Here is a 23,856-nt window from a genome sequence, read left to right on the forward strand (position 1 = left end):
GGGTTAGTCATTTTGCCGATTATCTCTTCAATTTCTGAAGAAATCTGTCCAAACCGCACAGTTAAAACTGTTTTTATGGCATCGCGGCTTTTTTCTAACGCTCCAATTTCCTTACCAATTTCCTTGCCTATTTCCTTACCAATTTCCTTGCCTATTTCTTTACCAATTTCCTTACCCTGTTCTATCCCTCGTAACTCCATATTACTCATTAAAGGCATGGTTCTTTCCTCCTCAAATTGTTTGATTTTACTCTCTAAACTTGACTGTAATTCAGGGGATAAAGTCATCAGATTGTCGATGATTTCAAACAGTTTAATTATCTGTTCTCTCTCGAACTCCTTTTCATACAATCCCCTGATTAACTTCCACTTCCACTGTTCCCGTTCTGGCAGCTTCCCAGTAGTCGCTTTTGTTTTCAGGTGTGCCATGACTATTATAGCAAAGGGATTGCTACTTGTTTCTAGTTCTGTCCATCTTTCCTCATAGTCCAGTAATTTAACCGTTGGGAATTTCAGACTCACTTCACAGCCAGCGATAGTATAATTATAGGAATCTGGTCGCCAATTTATTCGTTCATCTCCTAAAATTGCCAGACTGATAACTGGTTTCTGATACAAATCAAAGGCACGATAGTTATAAATATACATCCTCTGAGGGAAATTTTCTTCGTATTGACTTTGAATTTCAATATGAATCAAAATCCAGATTTCTTCACCACTGAGTAACCAAACTTTATAGAGTTTGTCAGCGAAACGTTTTTTTGTCTTTGCTGAAGCGGTAATCCGTTTGAGTTCTTTTTCCAGGGATTCGGGAATTTTTGTCCAATCAATCAATTGGTGAACTTCGGGAAAGAAGAAGTATAAAAATGCTTCAAAATACTCGGTTAAAGCTTCTTTCCAGGGTTCATCATAATTGGCGGTTGTTGGGTTCATGGCAAGTCGCTACCAATTGGAAAGTTAGGCACTCATCTAAATCTATTATTCCCGATAAATATCATCAATGCTACTTGTCGTCACAAAACTTCCCATTAGAGCAACCTACATCTACATCTTTGTTCTAACATTTATTGGTAAAACTATATAATGCCGTCAGATATTTGGGGTAGGAGTTAAAGGCACCGGGAAGGATATCTTTGACCAAAAAAGGAGTTGACATGATTTTTTCCTGAATAAAGAGTAAAAATTTTAAAATCGCCGTTTCCCGCACTTGGGACAGCCCTAGTCGTTACCATGCCAAGAAGCGGCTCAATCATCGCCGTCAGCGTTGGGTTTCATGCTTTAACCCAACCCACGTTTATCTCTGGTATAGATTAGAATCGATTATTAACATTGATTTTTGCTTATGATTTATTATGGTTTCAGTGGGTATTAATGGTGGTTATTATAAACAAACCAATCAATATTATTTATAAAGTTTTTTGAACGGCTCTTCTGGTTTATGTTTGGAAACGAGGTCTATTCTCGCGAAACAGGTGCAAGATTTTGAGGGAATCGTGCTTCAAAACCTTGCGTTTTCATCGGCCCCCGTCCTGTAGGGGCGAAGCATTCGGATAAAAAATCTACGGTTTCACCGATAGGTTATTGCCCGAATGCTTCTTTTTCAGCAAGCCCTAGATAGAGTCCTATAGTAGCGGGCAGAAGGCAGTATTTCCGCCGCTTTTGCCCCTTTCAGAGAGATTCTTCGATCACGGAACCATCTTCTTGCACCCAGGCGAGATTTTTAATCATTCGATCGCGGGCATAGGTGCGAATTTGTGCCTCGCTGCGACCCCCTAAATCGATCGCCACCCTCAGATTCGGATCACCGGTGCGAAGGGAGCGAGCCTTACTAAAAGTCGCTATCTGGGCGTTATTACCCAAAGGGATAAGCAACCAGTCGAGGGGAGGAGCTTGAGTGGGTAAAGTCTGCCCTGATAATAAACTTTCGTGCAGTTCTTCGATATTCAGGGAAAAACCGATACCCGGAGCCGATTGGCCCTGGGGATGAAAAACGCCCAATAATTGATCATAGCGTCCGCCCTGGCCTAAAATACTGAGATTTTGCTGGTGATCACTAACCGCCTTAAAAACGATGCCGGTGTAGTAATCAAAGGTTTGAATCAGACTTAAATCGAGAATTAGGGGGAAAGGCCCAGAGCGATCGGCATTAAGCAGCTCTACTAGGGATTTAAGGTTATTAACGGCTTTTTGGGCTGATTCTTCCTGGGCTAATACTGCCACTTGTGCGAGGACATCCTCAGGATTACCGCGCAGGTGAAATAATTGTCGGGCTTGCTGCCGGAGGGTTTCGTTGGGATAGGGAAGATTTTCGAGGCTAACGTAGTCGAGGAGGGCTAAACAGCGTTTCACCTGTTCGCGTAAGGGAGCCGGAAAGGGAGAAAGTAGCGAACGAGTCAAACCCGCTTCTCCTAAAATAATCTGCCAGTTAGGGACGGCCAAACTATCGAAACAGTCGGCCAGGAGCAGTAAAATCTCGGCATCAGCTAGTAAACCGCCAGAAAAGAGCAGTTCTACCCCCGCTTGATAGAATTCCACTTGACGGCCGTGATAACCGGCACTAGGGCGACGAAAAACGTTAGCCCGATAACAAAGACGTTGGGGATAGGACTCCCCACTCATGCGGGTGACGGCACTACGGGCAATGGAAGCGGTTAATTCAGGGCGTAATCCCGATAGTCCTTGACTATCCCCGTGGAGTTGGATCACGGTGCTGGGATCGATCGCACCGCCTGCGGTGAGGGTATCGAGCCATTCAATGGTGGAGGTGACGATCCTTTGATAGCCCCAACGCTGAAAGACAGACTGAAGGCGATCGTTAATCCAGCCTTTTTGGGTAACTTCTAGGGGTAATAAATCCCTTGTCCCCGCCGGGGGTTGATGAATCATCGAAAATTTGGGTCTGAAACCCCGTCGTTCTACGACGGCTTTACTGTTAAATATTAGCACATTTACGAAATCTATGCTAAAATGTGAGGTATGGAAAAAGCCTACTCGTTTCGATTTTACCCAACACCCGAACAAGAGTCGCTATTGCGGCGCACATTGGGCTGTGTAAGATTAGTTTACAATAAAGCTCTCCACGAACGAACACAAGCTTGGTATGAAAGACAAGAAAGAGTAGGCTACGCTCAAACTTCTTCAATGTTGACCGATTGGAAAAAGCAAGAAGAATTAGACTTTCTCAATGAGGTAAGCTGTGTACCCTTACAACAAGGGTTAAGACACCTACAAACAGCTTTCACTAATTTCTTTGCTGGTCGTACTAAGTATCCTAACTTTAAGAAAAAACATCAAGGAGGAAGTGCCGAATTTACCAAATCTGCTTTTAAATTTAAAGACAAACAAATCTATTTAGCCAAATGCACAGAACCTTTACCTATTCGATGGTCAAGACAAATACCAGAAAGCTGTGAACCAAGCACAGTAACAGTCAGATTACATCCTTCTGGACGCTGGCATATCTCAATAAGATTTGATGACCCAACGATTAAGCCATTACCCCCAACCGATAAAGCCATCGGAATTGACTTAGGAATTAGTAGCCTTGTGATTACCAGCGATGGAGACAAGGTATCTAATCCTAAGCATTTTAAGAAACATTATCAGAGGTTGCGAAGAGCAGCGAAAAATTTTTCTAGAAAACAGAAAGGCTCAAAAAATCGGGAAAAAGCAAGAATCAAAGTAGCAAGGATTCACGCTCAAATCACCGATAGTAGAAAAGACCATTTACACAAGCTAACCACTCAATTAGTTCGTGAAAACCAAACGATTGTGGTTGAGAATTTAGCCGTCAAGAATCTGGTCAAAAACCCCAAGTTATCTCAGGCAATATCTGACGTTAGTTGGGGAGAAATCACTCGACAATTAGCCTATAAATGCCGTTGGTATGGGAGAAATTACATCGAAATAGATAGATGGTTTCCTAGCTCTAAAAGATGTAGTAATTGCGGGTATATTGCTGAAAAAATGCCGTTAAATATTCGAGAATGGGACTGTCCAGACTGTGGGACTCACCATGACCGAGATATTAACGCCAGTAAAAATATTTTGGCCGCAGGGCTTGCGGTGTCAGTCTGTAGAGCGACCATAAGACCAGAACAGAGTAAATCTGTTAAGGCAGGTGCGAAAAATCCTTCGGGAAAGAAGCAGAAACCCAAATCGTGAGGTTTGGGAATCGCCGTCCGTTTACGGCGGTGAGGATGTCAAGGGAGTTTGCTAATCAAAATCGGTGGCACTGGTCAGTCCTATTTCACTTTACGACAAGTTGTGACCAGTTTCCTGATGGGTAAAAACCCCTAACAAATCCTCTTAGGGGTTTTGATCTCAAATGTCGGGGTGAAGACAGCAATTCTAAATTTGCCCTGTAGCAAGGCTTTTGGGGGTTAGTTCCCATAATACGGGGTCAAATTCAATGGGATTGCAAATTTCATGTCACGAGTCTTCAGGCTTTTGACGTGATAGTACACCCAAAGTTGCCCCAAAAATCCCCCTTTAAAATGTTCTTTAAATCCCTAAAAGGCTTGCTATGTCTAAAACTGAGAATTGCTGGTTGCTAGTAGAGGCAAGATGTTGCCCAAGAATCTCCGCCCTAAAAGTGCGGAGATTGTCAATCCCCTGACGGTGGCTTCTAGCGGAACATTGCGCGCAGGGAACTGGAGAGTTGATTGGCTGCCCGTGCGGCCACCAATCCCGAAAGGGCGGCGACCACCACTGTGGCAAGGCAGGTTAGCTGGGCTGCCCCCGGGCCACCCACCCCCAGTACCATCGCCATGGCGGTCAGAGGTAGGCGATAGCCGCCAGCAATACCGGCCGCTGCCCCCGCCGCACCCGCCAGATCCCCCGAAATCTCAAAGGTGGTGGCGAACACCCGGCCACTGAGGTCGCCGATCGCCAGAAAAGGGACAAACACGCCGCCACAGCCCCCGGCTAAAACGGCAGCGGTGGTGGCCGCGGCCCGGAGCAGAGCTACCGCTAACAGATGGTAAGGAGTTGTTTTAATGTTTTCGGCCCAGACGATAGCGGCTCCCCCCGGTCCAAAAGCCGCTGCCGGAGTCGCCACCTGTCCGATCACGATCGCCAAGAATAGCATCACCAGGCCACCGATCAGGAGACGAGTGGCGGGCCTGTCCCGCAAGCCTCTGGCCCAGTAGATCGCCTCACCAGTGAGGGCTGTAATCGTGCCGGCGATCACTCCGATCAACAAAGTGGCACCCACCGCATCCCAGAAGTCAGTCGGGGCAACCTGCGGCACGACCAGCCGGATCAGTTGCAGCTTAAAGGCAGCGTTGACTCCCCATCCCACCAGTCCCCCGGCTAACATCGCCGCTGCCCGCTCCGGGGTGATCGGAACCTGGCGTCGCTGACTCAACTCAAACATAAAAAAGCTGCCCACCAGAGGGATTCCCATCAGAGCAGAAACACTGGCCGCACCGCCACCGATGGCCAGGGGCCGCACCAGTTGACCTAGGGCTGGATTTATGCTACCTAACCAGGTTCCCGTCGCCACGCCAATATGAGCTGCCGGCGATTCTGTTCCCATGGGCGCACCCAGTCCAACGGTGGAGAGGATGGCCAGGGCGCGCAAGGGGGCTAGATTCCAAGGGAACCGCTCTTCCGCGCCGGATGCGTTCACCACGTCACCGGTCAGGTCGGCGCGAGCAATGTCATGGGGGAAGGAGTACCAGTCCATGAGAGAACCCCAGCGACCAGAGGAAGTTGCCCCCCGGGGAGCTAAGGTCTGCACGGGTTGCCCCCTACCCAGTCCAAACAGGACTAGCACTGCTAAGGTAACGCCCACCAGAGGCAGCAGCAGTAGCCAGACGTTGCCTAGGTCAGAGGCAATCCTGAGGGTTTGCTTAATTGCCTCAGTCAGCAGTACCGCGGCCAGAGAGCCGATCAAACCGCCGAGCAGGCCGCCAACAGCCCATGGGCCTACCCTGGTTAACAGAAGTTGTAGTTTGTTATTTAGCATCGTGCCAAGAAAGTTAAACTTTTATCGTTCCTATAGCAAGTCCATTGGAGTGGTCAAGCAAAACACCCTGAAAGTCTTTACTATATAGTTAGTAAAAGTATAGTCAAATATAAACAGACTGAATTCTATTTGAGAAATTCCCTTCACTTTTACTTCGAGAGATTAATTCTCCTTGGCTGAACTACGCACCTCTCTATCCCATAGCTGAACGGATTTGGGAATGCTTTTCTTAGGATGTTGTAACTTGAAACCACTACTCAACGGATTTAGTATAAGTTAACATTTCAATTAGACGTTTATAAGGAATAACGACAAACTTTTGGGTGTTAGCTTTGCCTATGTTAGCCTTCTGTTTCCAGCCGTCATTTTTGCCAATAACTAAAGCAGATTGAGGGTGTGTTAGTCAAAATTAACACACCATTAATTTTATTTTTAAGTCAGAACTGTCCCAATTATGGGATAGATGTTTTAATTTCTTGCATAATCATCAACCTAAAAAGATTTAATTGTGTTCAAAGATTCGGTAACGTGAGCTTTAAAATCTAACATAGAATCAAAAATATGTCTGACGATTCCCTCTTGATCAACGATATAGGTAACTCGTCCGGGGAGGACGAATAGGGTAGAGGGAACACCGAATAATTTACGGACTCGGTTATCGCTATCACTTAAAAGGGTGAAGGGAAGATTATATTTTTGGGCAAATTGTTGATGAGATTGGGGACTATCGGCACTAATACCAATAACTTCCGCACCCGCATCGGTAAACACTTCGTAACTATCGCGGAAAGCGCAGGATTCTGCGGTACAACCCGGAGTGTCATCTTTGGGATAGAAATAAATTACCAGGGATTTTCTACCGATTAAATCGCTGACATTAACCGTTGCCCCTGTTTGGGAAGGGAGAGAAAAATTGGGAACTCGATCGCCTACTTTTATAGCTGCCATAAGATTAATTAATGAATGGATAATCGTGGATAGGGTGATGCTTTATATTCTAACCTTTTTTGGTCTTTTGTTTAGCCCGTTTAGCAGCAGCTTTGGCCGCTTTTTCTGCTTCAATGCGTTTTTGTTCGGCTTTTTGTTTTTCTTCGTCTAGTTTTTCTAGATAATAGTGATAATCTCCTGCGTAGGCAATTAATTCGCCCTCCCGAATCTCGACAATTTTGTTAGCTACCTGGGAGATAAAATAACGATCATGGGAAACAATTAAAACCGTGCCTTCATAAACTTTTAAAGCCGATTCTAACATTTCCTTGGCGGGAATATCGAGGTGATTAGTGGGTTCATCGAGAATTAATAAGTTAGCGGGAGCAAGTAACATTTTGGCTAAAGCAAGACGCGCTTTTTCGCCACCACTCAAAGATTCTACTTTTTTTAATACCGTTTCCCCACTGAATAAAAATCGCCCTAAAAGACTGCGAACTTCCACATCTTTCCAATCGGGAACTTCATCATGAATGGTATTTAAAACAGTTTTAGTTAGGTCTAAAGCTTCCGCTTGGTTCTGCTCAAAATAACTAGGAATAACGTTATGTTTACCGATTTCGATCGAGCCTTCTGTGGGAGGTTCTAACCCAACAATTAAACGTAAAAGCGTGGATTTTCCTGCACCATTTGGTCCTAAAAACGCCACTCGATCGCCCCTTTCTATTTCCAGATTTGCTCCCAAAAAGAGAATTTTATCATCGTAAATGTGAACAATATTTTTAATAGTTACCACTTCCCGACCACTACGCACTGCTGGCGGAAACTGGAATTTTAAGGTACGCACATCGGCAATTGGGGCTTCAATTTTTTCTACCTTTTCTAATTGTTTTTCCCGGCTTTTTGCTTGGGTACTGCGGGTGGCACTGGCCCGGAACCGATCCACGAAAGCTTGCTGTTTTTCTAGTTCTTTTTGCTGACGTTCGTAGGCACTTAACTGAGCAGATTGTTGTTCGTATTTTTGCTGTAGGTAGGCAGAATAATTACCTAAATAAGTGGTAGAAACTCCCCTTTCAGTTTCGACAATTTTGGTACAGAGACGATCGAGAAATTCCCGGTCGTGGGAAACTATGACCATGGGAGTAGTTAAATCCTTGAGGAATTTTTCTAACCATTCAATGGTTTCTAAGTCTAAATGGTTAGTCGGTTCATCGAGGAGTAAAATATCGGGAGTTTGCAGGAGAATTTTACCTAAACTCATCCGCATTTGCCAACCACCACTAAAGGAACTTACCAAGCGATCGCCGTCATCAATAGTAAAGCCCATTTCTGGTAAAATTTTCTCGATGCGCGCTTCTAATCCGTAACCATCTAACGCTTCAAATTGTCTTTGTAGGCGATCCAATTGATGAATTAAGCGATCTAATTCTTCGGGATCAGCTTTTTCCATGCGCTGGGGAATTTCTATTAGTTGATGGTGGACTTGATTCGCTTCTTGAAACACCGTCCAAAATTCCTCCCGTACCGTCCGACGGGGGTCCACTTCAAATTCCTGGGTGAGATAGCCGATATGGAGACTGGTAGGACGGATGATCTCCCCGGCCGTGGGTTCCACTTCCCCCATAATAATTTTCAGCTGGGTGGATTTTCCGGCCCCATTGACTCCCACCAACCCAATGCGATCGCCAGTTTTTACTTCCCAAGTGACATCTTTTAACACTTCTCCCGTCGGGTAAATCTTACTAATTCTCTCTAGTCGTAGCATCGCTGATTTTTCTCCAGTCCTAGGCAGTTGAGGCAGTCCGCCTTTATTGTAACATTTAGTTAAGCTTTACTGGTCTCTGTCAAGTTTTCTCGATTGAGCCACCTGACAGTATTTTTGATCTGAAAGAGATAATAATGTTTAATCCCTACCCCATAAAAAAAGAAACGGCTAGTTTGATCACCAAAGATGGAATTAGTTTAGCTGCCGATATTTATCGTCCCGATAGTAGGGAATCTTTTCCCATTTTACTAATGCGACAACCCTACGGAAAAGCGATCGCTTCTACGGTGGTTTATGCCCATCCTAGTTGGTATGCACGTCAGGGTTATATTGTGGTAATTCAGGATGTCCGGGGACGGGGAAACTCGACGGGAAATTTTAATTTATTTGCCCATGAAATTAGCGACGGATTAGAAACCATTGAATGGGTTTTAACTATTCCTAATAATACGGGTGTGGTGGGAATGTATGGTTTTTCCTATCAGGGAATGACTCAATTATACGCCGCTACTAATGGTCATGATGCTTTAAAAACTATTTGCCCAGCAATGATCGCTCACGATTTATATCGAGATTGGGGCTATGAAAATGAAGCATTTAATTTACAATATAATCTCGCTTGGGCAATACAATTAGCGGCGGAAACAGCTAGATTAAAAGGGGACGAAACTGCCTATCAAAAACTCTGGGTAGCTTCCCGAAATTTACCCCTTTTTGATCCTATTGCTGCCTCTCCCCAAATTCTGCAAGATTTAGCTGCTGATTCTTTTTATCACGATTGGATTACTCGTTATCTTCCCGATGACTATTGGCAAAATTTATCACCGCAAAACCTGTTAAAAAATATCGATTTACCGATGTTACATATCGGAGGTTGGTTCGATCCTCATCTCCGGGGAACTTTGGGTTTATACCAAGAAATGCAAGCGCGTTCTATCTATCCCCAACAGCTAATTATTGGTGCTTGGACTCATCTACCCTGGGGGAGAAAAGCAGGAGAGATAGATTATGGTCAACAGGCAATTAGTCCCGTGGATAAAATGCAGCTGCAATGGTTTGATTATTTCTTAAAAGGTCAGGAAGTGGAGTTATTTGAAAATCCTCCCCTGTATCTATTTCAAATGGGGTCTAATCAATGGCAATATCTGGATAAATTTCCAACAGAAAATCAGCAAATTTATTATCTTGCTAGTCAAGGTTTAGCCAATCTGCGCGAGGATGAGGGGAAATTAAGCGCGATTTTGTTAGAACCTGCGATCGAGGATACCATCGTTCACGATCCTTGGCGACCGGTCCCATCTTTAGGAGGTCATAGCGCCCTACCGGGGGGAATATTCGATCGCACCATGCTAGACTGTCGCAGTGATGTGATTACCTACACTTCTCCCCCCCTAGAGAAAGATTTAACGATTTTGGGTAGTCCCCGTCTGGATTGTTATTGTCAAGCAGATGCGGTTAGTTTCGATATCTGCGCGGTGGTTTCTCAAGTTACCCCCGATGGTCGGGTTTTTAATATCACTCAGGGTTATAAACGGGTAAATAATCCCGAATCGCCCCTAAATATTGCCCTACAGGCCACTTTTATCACTATTCCTCAAGGTCATAGCTTGCGTTTAAGTCTGAGTGCCTCTTGCTTTCCTGCACATCCCGTCAATGCGGGGACGGGCAGCTATCCCCACGCGAGTCGGGCGATCGATTTTTCTATTATCACAATTAAGGTTTTTTGTCAAGGAAATTTTCCTGCAAAATTGCTATTACCTTTAGTCGGGGAAAGCTAAACCGCTGCGGGGATCGCGAATGTATAAACCTAACACCAAAGAGGAGATAACCGTATCCCAGACGGGGGTGAATTTGTCCGCATCATCGGCCCAATAATCCATAGTAATTAAACATTGAACCCCGGAACCAATACCCACGGCAATGCGCGAATAAGCAGGCCGATTTTCTTGGGGGTCGATGAATTGAATTTGTACCCAAACAATGCGTGCGGTTTGGCGTTTTTCTTGGATAACTTCGCCAATTTCGTGAGGATTGCGGCTATCTTCACGAGCTAGTTTTTTGACCATTCCTTTCAGGGGCAATTCTTTCCAATCTCCGGGGGGAAGTAAATTATAGGAAACCTCTAAACGACAATCATCATCGGGGGGTTTTCTATCTAAAAAACGAAAGGAATTATCATCGGGTTCAAAATGCCAATCCTGAGGAACTTCAAAGCGAACTGCACCGCGACCAGCTACAAAAATACTGTTACCCGGACTAGATTTCCAGTTATGATCTGGATTTAAATCGAGGGTTTCTTTGATCCATTGCAGATTGTGTTTTTTGGATTTAGCCATAGGGATAATCCTGCGGTAAGAATCGGACTATAGCTGTCATTATACAGGCTTTTTCCTGGGAATTAAATAGGGTGCATCTCACTTTTGTAAATCTACTAAGTAAAACGTAGGGTGCGTTACTAACGCACCACCTATCATCAACTAAGTAGCCAGTTACAATCAAAGAACAGGAACTGAATCTCACTTTCGTAAATCTACTAAGTTGGGATTTTTAAAGGGAAACTCTCTTTTAAAATTGGGCGTTACTTCCGATTTTATCACTCAATCCAAGCTTTTGGGGGGTTCTACCCCCCAAACCCCCCGTTGGGGTCGTGGCGCCGCCCCCAAACCCCGGAGCGCATTAGTTTTTCGGTGGGATGCTTAGACGCGATTGTTCATATTTTTGTACCAATTTAAGAGTCACTGATAATTGCTGATTGTCGGTATTTCTGCAAATGTTGAGATGCACCCACCAAAACTTCTATCTCACCCTTAGGATAACTGCTGTATAATTTTTAGAAATCCCACAGCACGGGATTATCATCCAAGAAATCAGTTACCTGTTTACCAATATTATCAATTAATTTTAGGTCTTCTGGGGTTAAATTAATTGTCATTGCTTGAGCGTTATTAACTGCTTGAGCAGCATTTCTTACCCCAGCAATTGCATTAGTTTGGGGTTGTTTAATTAACCAAGCAAGAGATAATTGAGCTAGGGAACAATTATAGCGTTCAGCAATCGGTTCTAATTGATTTAAAGCCGCTTGTACCCTCTGAAAGTTTTCGCCATGAAAGAGTTTATTTTTAATTCTATGGTCCTCCGCTGCCAACTGATAACCGTTTCTAAATTTTCCTGTTAATAAACCCTGGGCAAGGGGAGAATAGGCCAGAATAGAAATATTATTTTCTATACAATAGGGCATAATTTCCTTTTCTACCGAGCGCCAAAACAGAGAATAGGGAGGTTGAATACTCTCAATTCTGGCGTATTGACCAGCTTCTTCCAGTTGAGAGCGGGAGAAATTGGAAACCCCTATAGCTCGAATTTTTCCCTGTGCTTTCAGATAATTAAGAGCGGCCATAGTTTCAGAAATAGGCACTATTTCCGTGTTCCATGAGCCACTAGGCCAATGAATTTGGTAAAGATCGATATAATCAGTTTGGAGGTTTTTTAAAGAGCGATGGCAAGCTGCGATAACTTGCTCATATTTGAGGTGATTAGCAAAAACTTTTGTGGCATAAATTACCTGTTCTCGCACATCGGCTAAAGCTTGAGCGACAATCAATTCCGAGTGACCTTCCCCGTAGATTTCGGCTGTATCTACAGTGGTAATTCCTGCCTCAAAAGCGGCACGAATGGCTTGAATACTTTCCTCATCTTCAATACCTGCCCACATCTTTTTTCCTGCTTGCCAAGTACCCACGAGAAGGGGAGTAATTTCTATATTAGTCTGACCGAGATAGCGTTTTTGCATAACAGTTTTTTTGATGGGTTAAGTATGCTTAGGGTTTCAGTCGGGTTTAGGGCTGAAAATCCCAGCTGAAGACGACTAAGGTGACAAGGATAAAAACTTTTACCGGTAGGGGTGTAAAGAACAAACTTAATAAGCCACAAAAAAGACCTAATAAGCGGGTACTGAGGCTAATTATTTCGCCTTGAACATTGTAGCTAATCGACAGGGCGAGTAGGGCTAGAGTAAGGAGAAAAATCATAGTTTTCTTTCCTGAGTCTATCGAGCAGAAAAGCCGTAAACGCTCACGACTTTTCGCCGTTTCTATATCTATTATTAGCTCGATTACTTAGCTAATGACATCCGGGTAAAGTAAACTTTTTTAACGGAAAAGATTAAAAAATCCGTTGAAGAGGCCTGTCAGACCGGTAAAGGGACTTAAAACCGTGCCGAGGGTGTCGGTAGCAGATGCCAGACCGTTACGATGAACCACAACCACATCATTATTGCGGAGAATCGGGTTAGTTTTCTCGTTGATACCCTGGGAAAAATCGATGTTAATTGAGGTTTTGGTGACGGTCCCGTTAGGATTGAGACGAATTAATTCCACCGTGGACTGATTGGCCCGACGCTTATCAAAGTCTCCTGCGGTTAAAATTGCCTGATTGAGAGGGGTATTGGGAGGAACTTCAATTGTCCCCGGTTTGACCACTTCCCCGACCACTTTCACGTTAATGGTTTTAGGGGCAAAACTAGCCGATGCTAGGGTTTCTGATTCTTTGGCCGAAATTTCGGTAGCAGTGGGGATAATCACCGTATCCCCTTCTTGAAGAAAGATATCGCCGGTCATATCACCTTTTTCGAGCAAACTCCAGAGATCTACGGGGATTTTCTGCTGGGAACCGTCACGAGTATAACGCAGCACTTGTACCTGTCGGATATCGGCCAGAGGTTTGATGCCTCCCGCTTGTTGGATAGCTTGGGTTAGTCGGGCCGGTTTCCTGGTGCCGCCGCGATCTTGGTCATTATTGTTGTTATTGTTATTGTTGGCAGTGGGGACAATACGATGGGACCCCGGACGATAAACTTCTCCCACCACAGTAACATTAATTTCTCGATCGCTATCTAGTCCAAAATTGGCATCGGCTAATTGATTGACTTCCCCGACGCTAAGGGTCGTTTTAGTGGGAATAACGATGCTATCGCCATCTCTGAGGCTAATATCTTGGGTTGTATCGCCTTTTTGGATTAATTGCCAGAGATTCGCTTGAATTAGCTGTTCTTGTCCCTTGAGGTTGCGTCGGATTTGAACTTGACCAATATCGGCCACCGTAGTCACTCCCCCCGCTTGCCGGATTATTTCGGTCAATAGGGGCGTTTTTTGGCTTTGTTCGGGGTTAATTGTATAAGTACCCGGACGATTGACTTCCCCCGCGATGGCGATTTGCAGAGGCCGGGGAGTGAGAATGCTAACAGTAACCACGGGACGCTTGAGATAGGTGGTGTAACGTTTGGCCAAGGTTTGGCCGGCTTCGGTGACGGTCATTCCCTCCACTTTGACGCTACCAATCAGAGGTAAAGTCAGGGTTCCATCGGCTAAAACAAGGAAATCGCCGCTTAAATCCGCGACTTGGTAAACGGTGACGCGGACTTTATCTCCTTCTCCTAGGGTGTACTCTTTGCTTTCTGCGGGGATAGGAGCAATCGCCTCTTGAGCGGGTGCAGGACTACTCGGAGGAGTGGCTTGGACTGGGCGAGCTTCTAAGGAAGTTAGGGGGGCAATAGTGCCGATAATTAATAGATAACGTAGGTATTTACTGATTAAATCCTGTAATTGGTTGCTATTTAACATGATCAATAGGATTAATTTTATCGTTAACATTGGCGATCAGTGTAGCACAAATAGTCGATCGCCTATGGAAACCCCGTGTAATATCGCATCTATCGAGAGTTACCGCTAACTGTAAGATAGTTTTAACGATTGCCTGTATGTAAAGGGGTATATTAATTTTATGACAGCTACTAGCACAATTCCCGATTTTTGTCAAGGAATAAAATATTTTGGGGGTTCCTTACCCGAATTTGATAAATATGCAGGAAAAGCCGCTATCGCTGAGGGAAAAACCGCTATTATTGCCGCTAATGACCCGAATGCTATCTATCAAACCCTCCTAGCCGCCGATGCTTTGCGTTACCTCACCCTACAAATCACCGCTACCAAAGAATCGGGACACCCCGGCGGTTTTGCCAGCGCTGCCGACGTGATTGCCTCTTTGATGATGTTAGGCCAGAAAAATATTTTCACCGAAGTGGGCCATCATGCCCCCGGTTTTTATAGTAACGTCTTTCTCGATCGCTCTCTCGAAGCCATGGGCATCAGCAACGTCAGGGAATTGGGAGAACGTTTTCGGGAAAAACACGGACTTTTAGGGCATCTTTCTGGACAAATCCCCGGACTGCTCGGGCCGGCTGGTCCTTTGGGCCAAGGACAACATTTTGCCATGGCGGCGGCCAAATTACACCCTAATACCCTTTTCCCTGTGACTATCGGGGATGGTGGTTTAGGAGAACCCTACATTATGAGTAGTTTTGGTCATTTTCACACTGCTTACCCTGAAATTACCAATTTTCTACCGATTTTAGTCTGGAATGGCTATTCCCAAGAACACCATAGCATGGTGTCCCTGAAAACTAACGCCGAAATGGAAGCCTATTGGCGCGGTAATGGTTTCGAGGAAGTGATTCTCATTAATGCCAAAGACTTCGATAATGCTCATCAAAATGGGGAATATGTAGATAGCACCAAATTCTCTTTTAACCAGCGTCTGGAGTTCATGAAAGCGGTGTTAATGGCCACGGATAAAGCCGCCCAATTAGCTTTAGGAGGTAAACTAACCGTTATCATTATTAAACAACTTAAAGGGGCGGGAGTTCACAAACGGGGAGCGGCTTCCCATAATCTTTATCCAGGAGATTCTTTAGAAAAAGATTATATCGTTGCTGCCTTACAGGAACGCGCTTTACCCCCTGAAGCTTGGGCAATTGTTCGTACTAATTTCGAGCGCTCTGGAGGGGGTCCGGCAGTGGAAACAGTGGTAACGGAAAAAGTCTTCCCGCTGCCGGATTTAGGAACCTTACCGATGACGGAATATACTGTGGGTGGTGATAAAAAAGTAGCCACCACTGCCATGGGGGAATTAGTGGTAGCTGTGGGTAAAGCTGACCCCAATTTTGTCGTCACTAATGCTGATGGTAATGCCGCTTCGGGAATTAATAATATTAACGTCGGTTTAAAGATTATTCACCCCACCAGCGATGATACCTATTTCCAAGCACCTAACGGTCAAGTTTATGAGCCTTTAAGCGAGGATGCCTGTGCTGGATTAGCCGTCGCTTTATCTCTCTTGGGAGCGCGGACTTTATGGTGTTCCTACGAGTCTTTTGCTATCAATGGTTTACCGATTTGGCAGACTGTAACCCAAGCGATGGCCGAGTTACGTCGTCCCACCCCTTCTACTATTACTTTATTCACCGCTGGAGCCTTAGAGCAAGGGCGTAATGGTTGGACACACCAACGCCCAGAGATTGAAAATTATTTCGCCGCTATGATGCGAAATGGTAATATTTTTCCTCTCTTTCCCTGCGATGCTAACAGTATTCAAGTCTGTTATGAATGGGCTTTAGGAACTATCAATAAAGGCATTACAATCACCGCTAGTAAATCGCCTTTACTGGTACGAACCACTTTTGAGCAAACCCGTCAAGCTTTAGAAAAAGGCGGCGTAATTCTCCACGAATCGGAAGGCAGTAAAAAAGTTGTTTTTGCCGTCATTGGTGATATGACTTTATTACCCGTCTTTGAGTCTGCACAACAGTTAGAAGCAGCGGGAATCGGTGTAAAAATCGTCTCGGTAATTAATCCCCGTCGTCTCTACCGTCCTAGCGATGTGATGAGTGAAACTAGCTCGGCAGCTGATAATAATTTCCTCGATGATGCTGGTTTTGACAGTCTCTTTGCCGGTGATGCTTTAATCGGAGTAACCGGTGGTACAAGCGCCATGTTAGAACCGATTATGTTACGCAGTAATGCGCGTCGGGATGTCTTCGCTTGGAAACGGGGAGAAACCACCGCCAGTGCCGGGGAAATTATGGCCTATAATGGTTTGACTGCCAATGCTTTAACTGCCCGTGCTACCCAGTTATTAGGCTAAGTTCCCAGTTAGTTTTTTTGATTATTCCCTACTCTCTCTGATTGGAAAGTAGGGATTTTTTCTCAGGTCACTTTCGCCAACGGAGTAAACTTTTAATAATTTTCCATAGGCGAGGATATTGGAGGGATAGATAGCGCTTAATATGGGATTTTAAACTAACTAAATCCTGAGATTCTTTCAGTTCTCTATCTTGATAAAAACGAATTAAATCATCCCGTCTTTTCAGTAAAATTTTAATTTGTTGGTAATCTTCTGAGCTTAAAACTTGATAGGGTTGAATATTTTCTGGCAGCGGGCGCGGGATGTAAAAAGTTGTATGAGATGGTGATAATTCCTGGTCTGGACGTTCTTTGGTATAGAGATAGATAGACAGAGATTTACGCGATAAATGCCGTTTATTTTCTGGTAAATTAATCTGAGAAAATCCATGCCATGAATATTCATTGGTTTCAAAAATAAGACAACGATTAAAGATAGGTACAAAAGATTTAATCTTATTTTCTTCCGGTTGACGTGGATTGGAATGTAACTCTAGATTACCTCCCCAATCTGCTTGCCATTGGGGATTTAAATAGATTAATAAATTCAAGCGGCGATGATACCAATGACGCTCATCGAGGTTAAAATCAATGTGAGGGTCTAATTCTTGACCCTGTAAATTTTCGTGGGTTCCACCCCCATAAAAACTAGGGTCTGGAATTAAATTATCAACACCGGTTAATTCGGAAATTAACTCTAAAAACTCTTGAGCTTGAACGTGGCGGGCAAACTGTTGATAAACACCCCCTAAACCGATTAAATCCTCATTAACCGCCTTCCCGCCAACTTTTCCTAACTCACTAATGGCTTTTTGCGGCTTAAAACTGGGAAAATTTTCCAGCAAAATTTGCGCTTGCTCCCCAACTAAAAAATTATCGATGACCAAATGCTTAAACGGTTGCGCTGTCTCAAAATCTTGACGATAGACAGAGGATTTCTCATAAACAAGGGGATTAATAAACATTAGACAGCTTTTTTGTTGGTATGATAAATTGTAGCAATCAGACTAGCAAAATAAAGATTAACTCTCCTATTGACCTCATCGCCTATGGACTGGTGGCACAAACTCAAAGATAATCCTCTCGCCCGTTGGGGAGCAGTTTTACTGTTAATCTTCTATTTAAGCGTAATGGCGGCGGATTTTGTCGCTCCCTACTCTCCCTACTCCTCCCAACCCGGTCAGTCTCTCCTACCCCCCACCCAAATCTTTTGGCGCTCGCAGTCGGGAAGTAACAAGGGTGAGTGGATTGGCCCCCACGTCTATCCCACCACTCAAAGTGCTATTAATATAGAAACTGGTGAGCGGAAGCTAATGAGAGATTTTAACAAACCCTTGCCGCTGCGTCTCTTGGTTAAGGGTGAAACCTATAATTTCGGTCAAATTCGCCTACCTTTGCCGCCAAAATGGCAGGAAGTAACTTTATTCCCCGGTATCCCTTTTGATCTCCATCTGTTCGGAGTCATCGGCGATGGTAGAATCAATATATTGGGAACTGACGAATCGGGACGCGATAGTTTTAGTCGCTTGATTTTCGGGGGCAGAATTAGTTTATTTATCGGTTTGGTCGGGATTTTAATTTCTTTCCCTATCGGTTTATTTGTCGGTGGCGTTTCTGGCTATTTTGGCGGTTGGTTAGATGCGATTTTAATGCGTTTTGTGGAAGTTTTAATGACTATCCCCGGCATATATTTACTCGTGGCCCTAGCGGCCGTTTTACCCGCAGGATTAACCAGCACCCAACGCTTTTTATTAATCGTCCTGATTACTTCTTTTATCAGTTGGTCGGGATTAGCGCGGGTAATTCGCGGTCAAGTTTTATCCCTGAAAGAACAGGAATTTATTCAGGCCGCTAAAGCTATGGGAGCAAAACCACTTTATATTATTCTGCGTCATGTGCTGCCCCAAACTGCCAGTTATATCATTATTTCTGCTACGTTAGCCGTGCCTGGTTTTATCGTGGCCGAATCGGTTTTAAGTTTAATTGGTTTGGGAATTCAACAACCAGATCCTAGTTGGGGAAATATGCTTTCTCTGGCTACCAATGCCTCAATTATTGTTCTACAACCCTGGTTAATTTGGCCAGCTGCTTTGTTAATTATTCTCACCGTTTTAGCTTTTAATTTACTCGGTGATGGTTTACGCGATGCCCTAGATCCTCGCAATTTAGAGAGATAATTTAGTTATTTTAGCCATTATTCAGTTATCAGTTATCAGTTATCAGTTATTAGTTCACTGATTACTGTTTACTGTTCACTGATAACTGAAAAGTCTCCCCACTTTCCCACTTCCCATTATGAATAAAATCAGTAAAACTTTTAATAATTTCGCCGATAGTTTGGTGATTTATAGTCAAAGATACGGGAAAATAAGCTGGTTAATATTTTTAATTATCTTTGCTTTTATCATGACGATAACCTTTAATTTTCCCGCACAATCGACCAATCAACCCCAAGAAAAAGCCGAAATTCGTGGAGTTTGGTTAACTAATATCGATAGTGAGGTATTATTTAAACCAGCAACCCTAAAAGATGCCCTGGATAGGTTGGCCGATTTAAACTTTAACACCATTTATCCCACGGTCTGGAATTGGGGTTATACACTCTATCCTTCTAAGGTAGCAGAAAAAGTTACTGGACGAGCGATCGATCCCCATGAATCTTTAAAAAATCGCGACTTTTTAGAGGAAATAATTAGCCAAGGTCATCGGAAAAAATTAAGAATTATTCCCTGGTTTGAATTTGGTTTTATGGCTCCTGCGGATTCAGAATTAGCCAAACGACATCCCGATTGGTTAACCCAAAGACAGGATAAAAGTGTGATTTGGTGGGAAGGAAAAGTGCATCAACGGGTGTGGTTAAATCCCTTACATCCGCAAGTACAAAACTTTATTACGGATTTAGTCAGCGAGATTATTACTAACTACGATATAGAAGGAATTCAGTTTGATGACCATTTTGGTTATCCCACCGATTTTGGCTATGATGAAACCACGATTAAACTCTATCAAAGGGAACATTCGGGACAATTACCACCGCAAGATTACCAAGATAAAGCATGGATTCAATGGCGGGCCGATAAAATTACTGACTATATGAATAGTTTAGCCCAGATGATTAAAAAGCGCCAACCTACAGCGATTATTTCCCTATCTCCTAATCCCTACACTTTCTCCCTAGAATCCTATCTTTTAGATTGGCAAAAATGGCAACAAAAAAACTTGATTGATGAGTTAATAATACAAGTGTATCGAACTGATATGAACGCCTTTGACTGGGAATTATCGCAACCAGAATTACAGCAAGCTAGAGAATCTATCCCCGTGGCTATTGGGATTTTATCTGGTTTAAAAGGTCGTCCGATTCCGATGGTTAATATTACTCAACAAGTGGAAAAATCGAGACAACAAAATTTTGGTGTTTCTTTCTTTTTCTACGAAACTTTATGGAATATGAGTAATGAATCTCCTTCCTATCGACGCAGGATTTTTCGAGAAATACTCCAGTCTGCTAATCCTCGCTAAAATTAGGGAAAATTGCTGACTTTCAGCTAAATTATTGCCCTAACCCGGCTATAGTTTCTTAAGTTTATCTTTAAATTAAGTAGGGAGGCACAATTATTTGTAGGATGGGTTAGCAGTAGCGTAACCCATGCGGGCGTTGGGTTTCATGCTTCAACCCAACCTACGTTTATCTCATATTTAATTCTACCCACCTACTTAAGAAAAAGCAGCAGGGAGAAACTAAAATCGCTAGAATGAAAGAAGACTCTCTTTTATCACTTTATCCATGCTCATCAGACATAACCGAAGCTCGATCGCTAAACCTATTTTACTGTTTCTTGGCTGCCTTGTGATCGGGGAGTTGGGGGTGTTAGTGGTAGCCAATAGCCTCTGGTTTACCGAGATGGGTTATTTAAACACTTTCCTGAAACAATTATCTTGGCAACTAGGATTAGGTTGGGGAAGTGCGATTCTTTCTTTACTCTTTATTTTTGCTAATTTACGTTTAGCCCAGCGTTTTCGTTGGCAAAAACCCCGGGAAGATAGTTATCCTCTTAGTCCTCAATCTCCTAGTATTAATTTACTCGGCCTTTTGATTATCGCAACGGGAATTGGAGCTTGGATCGGGTCAATGTTATTGTATTACAGTAAACTAGCCCTCAGTCTCTGGACACCGAATTTTCATCTCCCTAACCTTAGTTCTTCCCTAAGTTCTCCTCTGGAAATAGTTTGGATTAGGCAAGTATTAACAGATATTTCCAGTAATCTTTGGCAAGGGTTAATTATCGCTTTTTTAGTCTTGGGATTATTAATTAAAACCGAGTATTTTTTGCGAATAATATCTATAGTATTCACTGTCATGCTATCTTTTATTATTGCTGGGCAGTGGGCGAATTTTTTAAAATATTTTTATGGTGTTCCTTTCAATATTAACGATCCTCAATACGGGAATGATTTAGGTTTTTACATCTTTCAATTACCCCTGTGGCAGTTACTAGAATTATGGCTCGGTGGTGTGGGAATATATACTCTTTTTGCTGTTATTTTAACCTATCTTTTTTCGGGTGATAGTCTTTCTCAGGGAAAATTTATGGGGTTTTCCCGTCCGCAACTGCGTCATTTATACGCCCTGTGGAGTGGGTTAATGGGGCTGCTAGTATTACACCATATTATTCAGCGTTACCTGCTACTTTATTCTCCCGAAGGAGTAGTTTATGGTGCGGGTTATATCGATATTCATGTTGGTCAATTTATTGAAATTATTCTGGGAATTATTGCAGGAATAACCTCTATATGGTTAGGAGAAAAAGCATTATTTGCTAAAATAAACCGTCGCAAATTATACAAAACTGCCAAGAAAAAGTTGGTATTTTCCCCCTACTTAGTTCCTGTATTTCTCTATTTAATTGTTTGGATAAGTGGCACAATTATCAGTGGAGTATTACAAAGGACTGTCGTACAACCGAATGAATTAGTGAGAGAAAGACCCTATATCGAAAGAAGTATTCAATCCACAAGAGCGGCTTTTTCCTTAGACAGAATTGATGCCCAAGTTTTCGATCCACAGGCCGAATTAAATGCCGAAGTTTTAGAGAGAAACCATCTAACTATCGATAATATTCGTCTTTGGGACACCAAACCACTGCTAGAAACTAACCGACAATTACAGCAAATTCGCTTATATTATAAATTCCCCGATGCTGATATTGATCGCTATCAAGTGCGAGTAGGATCGCATCAAAACATCGAGGAACGTCCAATATCCGAAAAACAACAGACCATTATTGCCGCTAGAGAATTAGATTATAGTGCGGTTCCCACTTCGGCTAACACTTGGGTGAATAAACATCTCGTTTATACCCACGGTTATGGGTTCACTCTTTCCCCGGTTAATTTAGTGGCTGCCGGGGGTTTACCCTACTATTTTGTCAAAGATATCGGCACAAATAAAGACGAAGGGGCCCTACAAACCTCTAGCGAATTAATTGATTATAGTATTCCCATTGGTAAACCCCGCATTTACTACGGGGAATTAACTAATAATTATGTGATGACTCCCACCACCGTAGAAGAATTGGATTTTCCTAGCGGGGATGGAAATGTCTATAATACCTACGATGGTAAGGGAGGAATCCTAGTGGGTACGGGGTGGAGACGTTGGCTATTTGCCCTTTATCTGCGGGATTGGCAAATGTTATTTAGCCAAGATTTTACTCCCGAAACTCGCTTATTAATGCGTCGTGATATCCAAAATCGCGTGCAAACTATTGCCCCTTTTTTAAATTATGATCGCAACCCCTATTTAGTAGCGGCAGATGTGGGCGATAGTAGTAGTAAATTACATTGGATTATTGATGCTTATACTATCAGCGATCGCTATCCCTATTCTGACCCGGGGAAAGATAAATTTAACTATATTCGCAATTCGGTCAAAGTGGTAGTGGATGCCTATCATGGAACGGTCAATTTCTATGTTGCCGATGAAAATGATCCAATCATTCAGACGTGGAGTAAAATCTTTCCTCATCTCTTTAAATCTTTAGCAGAAATGCCGAAAACTCTCCGCAGTCATATCCGTTATCCCGAAGATTTATTTAGTACCCAAGCAGAAAGATTATTAACCTATCACATGACCGATCCACAAGTATTTTATAATCGGGAGGATCAATGGGAAATTCCCCTAGAAATTTACGGCACGGAACCCCAGGCTGTATCACCCTATTATTTAATCATGAAACTGCCCGATGCCGACAAAGAAGAATTTATTCTCCTCCATCCCTATACTCCCTCTAGTCGGCAAAATTTAATCGCTTGGTTAGCTGCGCGTTCAGACGATAGAGAGTATGGTAAGTTATTACTCTATCAATTTCCTAAACAAAGGTTAGTGTACGGGCCGAATCAAATTGAGGCTTTAATTAACCAAGATCCAGATATTTCTCAACAGATTTCTCTTTGGAATCGGGACGGTTCTAAAGTTTTGCAAGGACACCTATTAATTATTCCCATTGAACAATCGCTGCTTTATGTAGAACCTTTGTATCTAGTGGCAGACCAAAATAGTGTCCCGACAATCGCTAGAGTAACAGTTGCTTATCAAAATAAAATTGTCATGGAACCAACCTTGAAGGAAGCTTTAGAAAAGCTATTCTCAGGTCATCAGAGCTAAATTGCCGCTAATTGGCCACAAATTAGCAAGAAAGCTGATGCTGGTTCCAGAACGAGCCTCAATATCCCCGAATTTGCCCAGAAAATTGCCTGCTCTGGTTAATCAGCCAATTTTAAAATCCAGTATCATCAAAGGATTGAGTTATGCTTTTAATTAGAAAAGTGGGCAATTAATTCTGTGCGAGATAAATTAATTATTAAAGGGGTAAACTCCTCCACTGGTAATAATAAAATGCGCTCGATGATTAGGGACAAATCTGGGTCTAAACTACCAAAACGAGCTTTCAATAAATTTTCTACCACCAGACGTTCTCCCTGTTGAAGACCCTGTTGAAGACCCTGTTGAAGACCCTGTTGAAGACCCTGTTGAAGACCCTGTTGAAGACCCTGTTGAAGACCTTGTTGAAGACCCTGTTGACGGCCAGCATCCAGTTCTTCCTGAAGACGGGAAGTGTATAAAGGTGATAATCTCATAATTAACTCTCTGTCCTCCTGTTCAAGCTCTTGATCGTT

General features: G+C 43.3%; 16 protein-coding genes and 1 pseudogene. 6 read left to right on the forward strand and 11 right to left on the reverse strand.

Features of this window, described 5'->3' with window-relative positions; translation table 11 throughout:
* Together H6G48_RS02190 and H6G48_RS02195 are read right to left on the reverse strand one after the other, a co-directional pair.
* Positions 1 to 932, reverse strand: a 932-nt coding sequence (locus tag H6G48_RS02190; protein ID WP_190718624.1) for an RpnC/YadD family protein, incomplete at its 3' end; no start/stop codon positions are given.
* A 735-nt stretch (positions 933 to 1,667) separates the two neighbouring features.
* On the reverse strand, positions 1,668 to 2,885 hold the full coding sequence (locus H6G48_RS02195; RefSeq protein ID WP_190718627.1) for an ATP phosphoribosyltransferase regulatory subunit: 1,218 nt from the start codon (positions 2,883 to 2,885) through the stop codon (positions 1,668 to 1,670).
* A 90-nt stretch (positions 2,886 to 2,975) separates the two neighbouring features.
* Between H6G48_RS02195 and H6G48_RS02200 the strand changes: the two genes are divergently transcribed.
* The gene (locus H6G48_RS02200; protein ID WP_190718629.1) at positions 2,976 to 4,163 is read left to right on the forward strand and encodes an RNA-guided endonuclease InsQ/TnpB family protein; all 1,188 of its coding nucleotides are present in this window, start codon (positions 2,976 to 2,978) and stop codon (positions 4,161 to 4,163) included.
* Positions 4,164 to 4,626: 463 nt separating this feature from the next.
* Here the strand turns inward: H6G48_RS02200 and H6G48_RS02205 are convergent, their stop codons facing one another.
* The 3 genes from H6G48_RS02205 to H6G48_RS02215 all read right to left on the reverse strand — a co-directional run bounded on the left by H6G48_RS02205 (position 4,627) and on the right by H6G48_RS02215 (position 8,662).
* Positions 4,627 to 5,970, reverse strand: a complete 1,344-nt coding sequence (locus tag H6G48_RS02205) for a chloride channel protein (protein WP_190718633.1) — start codon at positions 5,968 to 5,970, stop codon at positions 4,627 to 4,629.
* A gap of 492 nt (positions 5,971 to 6,462) precedes the next feature.
* Positions 6,463 to 6,918: a peroxiredoxin gene (locus H6G48_RS02210; protein WP_190718636.1), complete on the reverse strand. Its 456-nt coding sequence runs from the start codon at positions 6,916 to 6,918 to the stop codon at positions 6,463 to 6,465.
* Between the two features lie 49 nt (positions 6,919 to 6,967).
* Complete coding sequence (locus H6G48_RS02215; RefSeq protein WP_147069359.1) at positions 6,968 to 8,662, reverse strand: ABC-F family ATP-binding cassette domain-containing protein; 1,695 nt, start codon at positions 8,660 to 8,662, stop codon at positions 6,968 to 6,970.
* Between the two features lie 134 nt (positions 8,663 to 8,796).
* Here H6G48_RS02215 and H6G48_RS02220 point away from each other — a divergent pair, with 134 nt between their 5' ends.
* A complete protein-coding gene (locus H6G48_RS02220; protein WP_190718639.1) occupies positions 8,797 to 10,440 on the forward strand; it encodes a CocE/NonD family hydrolase in 1,644 nt (547 codons plus the stop codon).
* On the opposite strand, the gene H6G48_RS02225 is transcribed toward H6G48_RS02220, so the two are convergent.
* The 4 genes from H6G48_RS02225 to H6G48_RS02240 all read right to left on the reverse strand — a co-directional run bounded on the left by H6G48_RS02225 (position 10,423) and on the right by H6G48_RS02240 (position 14,310).
* On the reverse strand, positions 10,423 to 10,998 hold the full coding sequence (locus tag H6G48_RS02225) for a hypothetical protein (RefSeq protein WP_190718642.1): 576 nt from the start codon (positions 10,996 to 10,998) through the stop codon (positions 10,423 to 10,425). The two genes, H6G48_RS02220 and H6G48_RS02225, sit on opposite strands and share 18 nt — an antisense overlap.
* Positions 10,999 to 11,492: 494 nt before the next feature.
* Positions 11,493 to 12,452: an aldo/keto reductase gene (locus tag H6G48_RS02230; RefSeq protein ID WP_190718645.1), complete on the reverse strand. Its 960-nt coding sequence runs from the start codon at positions 12,450 to 12,452 to the stop codon at positions 11,493 to 11,495.
* Positions 12,453 to 12,498: 46 nt separating this feature from the next.
* Positions 12,499 to 12,690 (reverse strand): hypothetical protein, encoded by a 192-nt coding sequence (locus H6G48_RS02235; RefSeq protein WP_002795737.1) that lies wholly within the window; start codon positions 12,688 to 12,690, stop codon positions 12,499 to 12,501.
* A 120-nt stretch (positions 12,691 to 12,810) separates the two neighbouring features.
* The gene (locus H6G48_RS02240; protein ID WP_190718648.1) at positions 12,811 to 14,310 is read right to left on the reverse strand and encodes a polysaccharide biosynthesis/export family protein; all 1,500 of its coding nucleotides are present in this window, start codon (positions 14,308 to 14,310) and stop codon (positions 12,811 to 12,813) included.
* 130 nt (positions 14,311 to 14,440) lie between these two features.
* Between H6G48_RS02240 and H6G48_RS02245 the strand changes: the two genes are divergently transcribed.
* Positions 14,441 to 16,639, forward strand: a complete 2,199-nt coding sequence (locus H6G48_RS02245; RefSeq protein ID WP_190718651.1) for a phosphoketolase family protein — start codon at positions 14,441 to 14,443, stop codon at positions 16,637 to 16,639.
* 67 nt (positions 16,640 to 16,706) lie between these two features.
* Here the strand turns inward: H6G48_RS02245 and H6G48_RS02250 are convergent, their stop codons facing one another.
* Entirely contained in the window at positions 16,707 to 17,642 is a 936-nt protein-coding gene (locus H6G48_RS02250) for a 2OG-Fe(II) oxygenase (protein ID WP_190718655.1), read from the reverse strand.
* Between the two features lie 84 nt (positions 17,643 to 17,726).
* Between H6G48_RS02250 and H6G48_RS02255 the strand changes: the two genes are divergently transcribed.
* The 3 genes from H6G48_RS02255 to H6G48_RS02265 all read left to right on the forward strand — a co-directional run bounded on the left by H6G48_RS02255 (position 17,727) and on the right by H6G48_RS02265 (position 23,344).
* Entirely contained in the window at positions 17,727 to 18,854 is a 1,128-nt protein-coding gene (locus H6G48_RS02255) for an ABC transporter permease (protein ID WP_079207658.1), read from the forward strand.
* A 118-nt stretch (positions 18,855 to 18,972) separates the two neighbouring features.
* Positions 18,973 to 20,199, forward strand: a complete 1,227-nt coding sequence (locus H6G48_RS02260) for a glycoside hydrolase family 10-like protein (protein WP_190718658.1) — start codon at positions 18,973 to 18,975, stop codon at positions 20,197 to 20,199.
* Between the two features lie 265 nt (positions 20,200 to 20,464).
* Positions 20,465 to 23,344: a UPF0182 family protein gene (locus tag H6G48_RS02265; RefSeq protein WP_190718661.1), complete on the forward strand. Its 2,880-nt coding sequence runs from the start codon at positions 20,465 to 20,467 to the stop codon at positions 23,342 to 23,344.
* Positions 23,345 to 23,493: 149 nt separating this feature from the next.
* On the opposite strand, the pseudogene H6G48_RS02270 reads toward H6G48_RS02265, so the two are convergent.
* Positions 23,494 to 23,856 (reverse strand): annotated as a pseudogene (locus H6G48_RS02270) (flagellar assembly protein H); the annotation flags it as partial.

The organism is Microcystis flos-aquae FACHB-1344 (assembly GCF_014698375.1).
Lineage (GTDB): Bacteria > Cyanobacteriota > Cyanobacteriia > Cyanobacteriales > Microcystaceae > Microcystis > Microcystis aeruginosa.

What these genes read in the sequence shown, in the direction of transcription:
- H6G48_RS02240 (WP_190718648.1), bottom strand. Translation starts at nt 14,310, where the DNA reads ATGTTAACGATAAAATTAATCCTATTGATCATGTTAAATAGCAACCAA.
- H6G48_RS02215 (WP_147069359.1), bottom strand. Translation starts at nt 8,662, where the DNA reads ATGCTACGACTAGAGAGAATTAGTAAGATTTACCCGACGGGAGAAGTG.
- H6G48_RS02210 (WP_190718636.1), bottom strand. Translation starts at nt 6,918, where the DNA reads ATGGCAGCTATAAAAGTAGGCGATCGAGTTCCCAATTTTTCTCTCCCT.
- H6G48_RS02220 (WP_190718639.1), top strand. Translation starts at nt 8,797, where the DNA reads ATGTTTAATCCCTACCCCATAAAAAAAGAAACGGCTAGTTTGATCACC.
- H6G48_RS02245 (WP_190718651.1), top strand. Translation starts at nt 14,441, where the DNA reads ATGACAGCTACTAGCACAATTCCCGATTTTTGTCAAGGAATAAAATAT.
- H6G48_RS02265 (WP_190718661.1), top strand. Translation starts at nt 20,465, where the DNA reads ATGCTCATCAGACATAACCGAAGCTCGATCGCTAAACCTATTTTACTG.
- H6G48_RS02200 (WP_190718629.1), top strand. Translation starts at nt 2,976, where the DNA reads ATGGAAAAAGCCTACTCGTTTCGATTTTACCCAACACCCGAACAAGAG.
- H6G48_RS02205 (WP_190718633.1), bottom strand. Translation starts at nt 5,970, where the DNA reads ATGCTAAATAACAAACTACAACTTCTGTTAACCAGGGTAGGCCCATGG.
- H6G48_RS02230 (WP_190718645.1), bottom strand. Translation starts at nt 12,452, where the DNA reads ATGCAAAAACGCTATCTCGGTCAGACTAATATAGAAATTACTCCCCTT.
- H6G48_RS02260 (WP_190718658.1), top strand. Translation starts at nt 18,973, where the DNA reads ATGAATAAAATCAGTAAAACTTTTAATAATTTCGCCGATAGTTTGGTG.
- H6G48_RS02250 (WP_190718655.1), bottom strand. Translation starts at nt 17,642, where the DNA reads ATGTTTATTAATCCCCTTGTTTATGAGAAATCCTCTGTCTATCGTCAA.
- H6G48_RS02255 (WP_079207658.1), top strand. Translation starts at nt 17,727, where the DNA reads ATGGACTGGTGGCACAAACTCAAAGATAATCCTCTCGCCCGTTGGGGA.
- H6G48_RS02195 (WP_190718627.1), bottom strand. Translation starts at nt 2,885, where the DNA reads ATGATTCATCAACCCCCGGCGGGGACAAGGGATTTATTACCCCTAGAA.
- H6G48_RS02235 (WP_002795737.1), bottom strand. Translation starts at nt 12,690, where the DNA reads ATGATTTTTCTCCTTACTCTAGCCCTACTCGCCCTGTCGATTAGCTAC.
- H6G48_RS02225 (WP_190718642.1), bottom strand. Translation starts at nt 10,998, where the DNA reads ATGGCTAAATCCAAAAAACACAATCTGCAATGGATCAAAGAAACCCTC.